This is a genomic window from Streptomyces niveiscabiei (assembly GCF_001419795.1).
Classification (GTDB): domain Bacteria; phylum Actinomycetota; class Actinomycetes; order Streptomycetales; family Streptomycetaceae; genus Streptomyces; species Streptomyces niveiscabiei.
Genome location: NZ_LIRL01000815.1, coordinates 1 through 5,313 on the forward strand (window position 1 = coordinate 1; position 5,313 = coordinate 5,313).

Annotated in this window: 7 protein-coding genes; 3 read left to right on the plus strand and 4 right to left on the minus strand. The window is 69.8% G+C overall.

Annotated features, from left to right (window positions below; translation table 11 throughout):
- Positions 1-94 (plus strand): DUF397 domain-containing protein (locus AOK24_RS34370; protein WP_159052081.1); only part of this gene is annotated, 94 nt, incomplete at its 5' end.
- Complete coding sequence (locus AOK24_RS34375) at positions 91-477, plus strand: barstar family protein (protein ID WP_055723917.1); 387 nt, start codon at positions 91-93, stop codon at positions 475-477. The genes AOK24_RS34370 and AOK24_RS34375, both read left to right, overlap by 4 nt.
- A 2-nt stretch (positions 478-479) precedes the next feature.
- Here the strand turns inward: AOK24_RS34375 and AOK24_RS34380 are convergent, their stop codons facing one another.
- From AOK24_RS34380 to AOK24_RS34395, 4 genes are all read right to left on the minus strand, one after another.
- Positions 480-1,142 carry a class I SAM-dependent methyltransferase gene (locus AOK24_RS34380; protein WP_055723918.1) on the minus strand — a complete coding sequence of 221 codons (663 nt, stop codon included), beginning with the start codon at positions 1,140-1,142 and terminating at the stop codon, positions 480-482.
- Positions 1,143-1,304: 162 nt separating this feature from the next.
- Positions 1,305-1,985 carry a glycine-rich domain-containing protein gene (locus AOK24_RS34385; protein ID WP_240554264.1) on the minus strand — a complete coding sequence of 227 codons (681 nt, stop codon included), beginning with the start codon at positions 1,983-1,985 and terminating at the stop codon, positions 1,305-1,307.
- A 39-nt stretch (positions 1,986-2,024) separates the two neighbouring features.
- Positions 2,025-3,275 (minus strand): helix-turn-helix domain-containing protein, encoded by a 1,251-nt coding sequence (locus AOK24_RS34390; RefSeq protein ID WP_055723919.1) that lies wholly within the window; start codon positions 3,273-3,275, stop codon positions 2,025-2,027.
- A gap of 150 nt (positions 3,276-3,425) precedes the next feature.
- Entirely contained in the window at positions 3,426-4,367 is a 942-nt protein-coding gene (locus AOK24_RS34395) for an alpha/beta fold hydrolase (protein WP_055723920.1), read from the minus strand.
- Positions 4,368-4,430: 63 nt separating this feature from the next.
- Between AOK24_RS34395 and AOK24_RS34400 the strand changes: the two genes are divergently transcribed.
- On the plus strand, positions 4,431-5,313 hold an 883-nt coding region (locus tag AOK24_RS34400; protein WP_055723921.1), incomplete at its 3' end, for a helix-turn-helix transcriptional regulator.

A 5,313-nucleotide genomic window follows, 5' to 3' on the forward strand; every position in this document is an offset into this window, starting at 1 on the left:
CCTCGTCCCCGTCCGCGACAGCAAAGACCCCTCCCTCGGCGCCCTCCTCTTCACCGCCGCCTCCTGGAACACCTTCGTCGACTCCGTCAAGTGACCCGCACCTACGTCCTCGACGGCACCCAGATCCACACCCTCGACGACTTCTGGCGCACCCTCGGCGAAGCCGTCAACGGACCCGGCGGATACTTCGGCGGCAACCTCGACGCCCTGGTCGACTGCCTGCGCGGCGGCTTCGGCACCCCCGACGACGGCGACTACCTCATCGAGTGGCACCACCACGACGTATCCCGCGAACACCTCGGACACCCGGAAACGGCCCGCCAGTTGGAGCGCCGCCTCACCCGCTGCCACCCCACGAACCGCCCTCGGGTCAGCGCGGAACTCTCAGCCGCCCGCGAGGGGCGGGGCGAGACCGTGTACGACTGGCTGGTGACCATCTTCGACTCCCACGCACCCGGCGTCCTGCTGCTGCGGTGAGGTCAGGACGGCCGGGCGGTGACGATCAGCGTTCCCAGAGCGCCCTTCTCCCTGTTCGGCCACACCCGTGCCCTCACGTCAGTGAACCCGTGTCGCTTCAGGATGTCCGTCCACTGCTCCGCGCTGTACTGCCAACGGCACACCGTCAGTTCGCTCTCCCTGTCCTCCAGCCACCTCCCTCCCATCCGCTGCGCGCCGTACTGCCCCGCGACCGGCTCCCGGTGGGAGAACGCGAACGTACCGGCGGGAGCCAGGCGTTGCCGTACGAGAGGGAACAACTCGTCGGGGTCGACGAACCACACCGCACCCCACGTCGAGTAGATCGCGTCGAACTGCCTTTCCCCGTCGGCGAGATACGCGCACGCCTCCGCGTGGACGAACGTCAGGTCCGTGACGTGGGACCAGAACCGGCGAGCCCGGCCGACCTGGACAGCGGAGAAGTCCACGGCGACGACTTCCGTACCGTCGCTCGCGAGGTACGCGGCGTTCTCCCCCTCCGCCGGACCCAGGTCCAGCGCTGTGGCAGGGGAGTTGAGGAGTTCCGCGCCGGGACCGCCGTCGTCCGAGCCGGTCCAGTCGAAGCGAGCCGCAGCAGGGGGTTCTTGGAGAGCGGGACGGTACTTGTCCCAGTACTCGGGCGCGGTGGTGGGAGCTGAGCCGGACACGGGATGCCTCCGGGAGTCATATGGCTTGGTGGAGCGCCAAGTTACTCCCGTGACCTCCGCTGCGGGAGCGAATACCGCTATCCGCTCATAGCCAGGCAAAAGGAAACCCGGAGACGCGGTGTGCGCCTCCGGGTGTGGGTGGACCTGACCCGGTCCTGCCTGTCAGTGGCATTCCTCTCCGGGACGGCACGGTCCGCACTTGGCGTAGTCCGCCTCCCAGAGCTTCCAGTCCACGGCGAAGCCGTTGTCCGCGATGATCCGGGCGGTGCGCTCCACGGAGCCGTCGTACTTGAAGGCGATCTCCGGGATGTGCTCCAGGAAGCGGCCGTCGAAGTGCGCGGCGCAGAACTCCCGGTAGTTGCGGGTGTCGAGGATGAACACGTGCACGGCGATGTCCACGATCCGGCCGCAGCACATCTCTAACCCCTGACCCCACTTCTCGATCGCGGTGATCAGATAGGAGATCGCGGCGCCGAACAGCCGCGTGGCCATCACCTCGTCGAACGGGTAGTCCCGCATGAGGAGTTGGATCTCACGGTCCCAGACCTCCAGGGAGACGTACTGCCTGGGGTCTCGTGGTTCGACGGCGGTGTCCGTCGGCTCCGGCGCGGTCAATGTCATGGCGTGCTCCTCCCGATCGGGCTCGACGAGTGCCAGCCTGTTCCCGAGGGCGGTCCAGCCGTGGCCGCCGTCCTCGGGGACGAGCTGGTAGGCGGCGGTGCCGGTGTCCTCGGGCAACGCCGTCACGACACCGATGCGCTCGCTTCCGGTGTCGTACGCGAGATCCCCGCGCCGGGGTTTCCGGCGCGGGCCGGGGACAGGGCGGGTGCTTCCTGCCGTCATGCTCGGAAAGGTACGAGCAGGGGGCGACCTCAATATGCGTCAGCCGAATAGGTCCTGGTCATCGAGGTGAAAACGGCTGGACATGCCACGCAACTGCTGGCGCGTGGAAGCTCGTTCGGCGTAGACGATCTTCCGGAGGGTAGCCCTGGCGATGGGGTGGTTGCGTACGAGCTGAGGGGCGATCCTCTCTGCCTCGCGGAGTTCGGTGAGCGCCTGGCGCCGGTTGCCGTCCCACAGGTGGGCCCGCGCGAGGTCCATGCGGTGATGGCCGCGCCGGGAGTTCGGCAGCGCTTCGAGCCGGCCGGGGTCGGCGTCGCGGTTCAGGCGCAGGGCCTGGGTCTGGTCGCTCATCTCCAGCGCCACGTTGATGCTGTGGACGGTCACGTTCCCCGACGAGAACGTCAGGGAGTGCCGGTCCGCCACCGGAGCGGGTTCCTGGTCCGTACGGTCGGCGGCCTGCCTCGCCAGCGCTATCCGGTGCTCGGCCTCGGGGCGGTTGCTCGCCCGTGCCGCCGAGACGGCCGCGCGCAGCTGGAGGCTCCCCCAGGCGCGGACGGCGAGGGGGCTGCCCGCCTCGTACTCCGCCTCGATCCCCCGCAGCGCCTTGTCCGCCAAGGCAATCGCGTCGGACCAGTCGGCCGTCGCCCACATGTCCCATACGCGCATCCAGTCGGCCACGGCGGGCAGTACCGGGTCACCGGACAGGCGGGACGCCCAGGCCGCCCGCTCGCACGTCGCCGCGATCAGCTCCGGGTGGCCGAGGGAGTGCGCGGCGGTGTGCGCGAACTTGCAGCACACCGCGTAGATCCCGAACGCCTCTTCCCGCTCGTGTCCCCGCGACCTGTCGGCCAGAGCATGCGCCTCCCGGAAGAAGTCCGGCAGGCTCCGCAGGACCGCGATGTTCGCGGCGGCGTCCCGGAGCCGGTGCAGGCGGGTCATGTCGGACCACAGCTCCGCCGACGTACGCGGAGTGCCGTCGAACACCGGGGTGAGGTCGTAGCGGCGCAGTTCCCGCAGGATCGACGCGGCGGCCGGCTGCCACTGCTCGTCGGGCGAACTCCCCAGGTAGGGACGGGAGATCAGATCATTGGGGTGGCAGTGCAGGGCCGCCGCGATGGAGTTGACGAGTCCGGCCCGGTCGAGCTCGATCCGTCCCTTCTCGACCCGGGACACCCATCCCTGCGTCTTCCCCACCGCCGCCGCGAGATCGGCCTGCGGCATGCCCAGACCGAGCCGACGCCGCTTGATACGAAGGCCGATGGCCTCCTGCTCCTCCAACTCATACGCCATAGCCGAACCGTCCGATTCCGTGGAGTCGAGCCTCTGCCGGAACGGTACCCGCGGCCGGACGACCGCAGCAGGCCGTACAGCAGCGGACGGTTCCGATCCAGAGGGCGAGGCCGATCCCCCGGACGCCGTCGCAAGGAGCGGCGTTTCCAGCTACATGGCGTCCTGTTGTGCCAGCCATTCCACGATCGTCCGGTTCGTCTCCTCCGGCCTCTCCTGCTGGATCCAGTGACCGCAGTCCAGGCCGACCACGTCCACCCGGGGCACGAACTCCGCCAGGTTTTCCGGGCGTTGGATCACATCCCGGTCGCCGTAGATCATGAGCGTGGGCTGCCGGACGACCGGGTCCACGTCCTCCAGCACGTGCCAGTCGCGGTCGAGGTTCCGGTACCAGTTCACACCGCCGGTGAAGCCTGACGCCGTGAACGCGGAGACGTAGACGGCCAGTTCGCTGTCGCTCATCACGGGCTCGCCGAGCGGTGTCTCCGCTCTGGCGAGGTCGATCAGCGCCATGCCCGGCCGGGGTTCCCTGGGGGGTTCGTTCTTCCGGTACAGGTTGCGGAGGAACCGGTCGGGGTTCTCGTCGAACACCGCGTCCGCTATGCCTGGTCGCCGGTTGAAGTGGACGAAGTAGAAGTCACCGCCGAACGCCTCCTCCATGGACGCGATCCAGGGCTTCTCGCCGCGTTCCTGGTAGGGCAGGCTCAGGTTGATCACTCTGTTCACACGGTCCGGACGCAGCAGGGCCAGCCCCCAGACGACCATGGCACCCCAGTCGTGGCCGACGAAGGTGGCGTCGTCGTATCCGTAGTGATCGAGGAGTCCGACGAGATCGCCGGTCAGGTGCTCGATGTCGTACGCCGCCACGTCGGCGGGACGGGACGAATTCCCGTACCCCCGCTGGTTCGGGACGATGACGTGGTAGCCCGCCGCGACCAGCGCGGGCACCTGGTGGCGCCAGGAGAAGGCGTGCTCCGGCCAGCCGTGGCACAGGACGACGGGGTTTCCCGCGTGCTGTCGGCCGGCCTCGAACACTTCGAGGTCCACGCCGTTGACCGGGACGAGGGTGGGCTCGGGAAAGTCGGCTGAAGTCATGCGACCATCCTGGCGACCGAAACCGGTCACCCCATGACCGGTTTCCGTGGAAATATCGCCCCCGTGCGAACCGACCGGCTGGTGGCCGTCCTCCTCCTGCTGCAACGCCGCGAGCAGGTGACGGCGGCGGAGGTCGCCCGGGAACTGGAGGTCTCCGAGCGCACCGCTCGCCGCGACCTCGACGCCCTGGCCATGGCCGGGGTGCCCGTGTACTCCGTGCAGGGGCGGGGCGGCGGCTGGCGGCTCGTGGGCGGCGCCCGTACCGATCTGTCCGGGCTGACCGCGAGCGAGGCCCGCGCCCTGTTCCTGGTCGCCGGTCCGGCCTCCGCCGCGACGCCGGCCGTGAAAGCGGCTCTGCGCAAGCTCGTCCAGGCCCTGCCGGAGCCCTTCCGGGGGCAGGCCGAGGCAGCGGCTGCGGCGCTCGTCACGGACCCGCAGCGGTGGGGGGCGAGCCGGGTCGAGCACCGGCCTCCCCGCTTCCTCGACGCCCTCCAGGACGCGGTGATCCGTGGCGTACAGGTACGGCTCGGCTACGTCGACGGCAAAGGCGCCGAGACCGAGCGGACCGTCCACCCGCTGGGCATCGTCGCCAAAGGCCCCTCGTGGTACCTCGTCTCCGACACCGACGCCGGGCGGCGGACCTTCCGCATCGACCGCGTCTCGTCCGCCGACCCGACCGGCGATCCCGTCCACCGGCCCCACGACTTCGACCTCGCCGCGAGCTGGCGCGAGATCGCCGACGCGGTCGACCTCGGGCGCATGCCCCTCGCAATCCAGGCGACCTGCGTGCCCCACGGGATCGACCTCCTCCGGATGGCGTTCGGCAACCGGCTCCAGGTGGGCGGCACCACGGCCGACGGCCGCGCCGAGGTCCTCATCCGCGGCTACGACGAGCACACGCTCGCCGGTGAACTCGCCGGGCTGGTCGAGTGGGTCGACGTGGGTG

What these genes read in the sequence shown, in the direction of transcription:
- AOK24_RS34385 (WP_240554264.1), bottom strand. Translation starts at nt 1,985, where the DNA reads ATGACGGCAGGAAGCACCCGCCCTGTCCCCGGCCCGCGCCGGAAACCC.
- AOK24_RS34390 (WP_055723919.1), bottom strand. Translation starts at nt 3,275, where the DNA reads ATGGCGTATGAGTTGGAGGAGCAGGAGGCCATCGGCCTTCGTATCAAG.
- AOK24_RS34395 (WP_055723920.1), bottom strand. Translation starts at nt 4,367, where the DNA reads ATGACTTCAGCCGACTTTCCCGAGCCCACCCTCGTCCCGGTCAACGGC.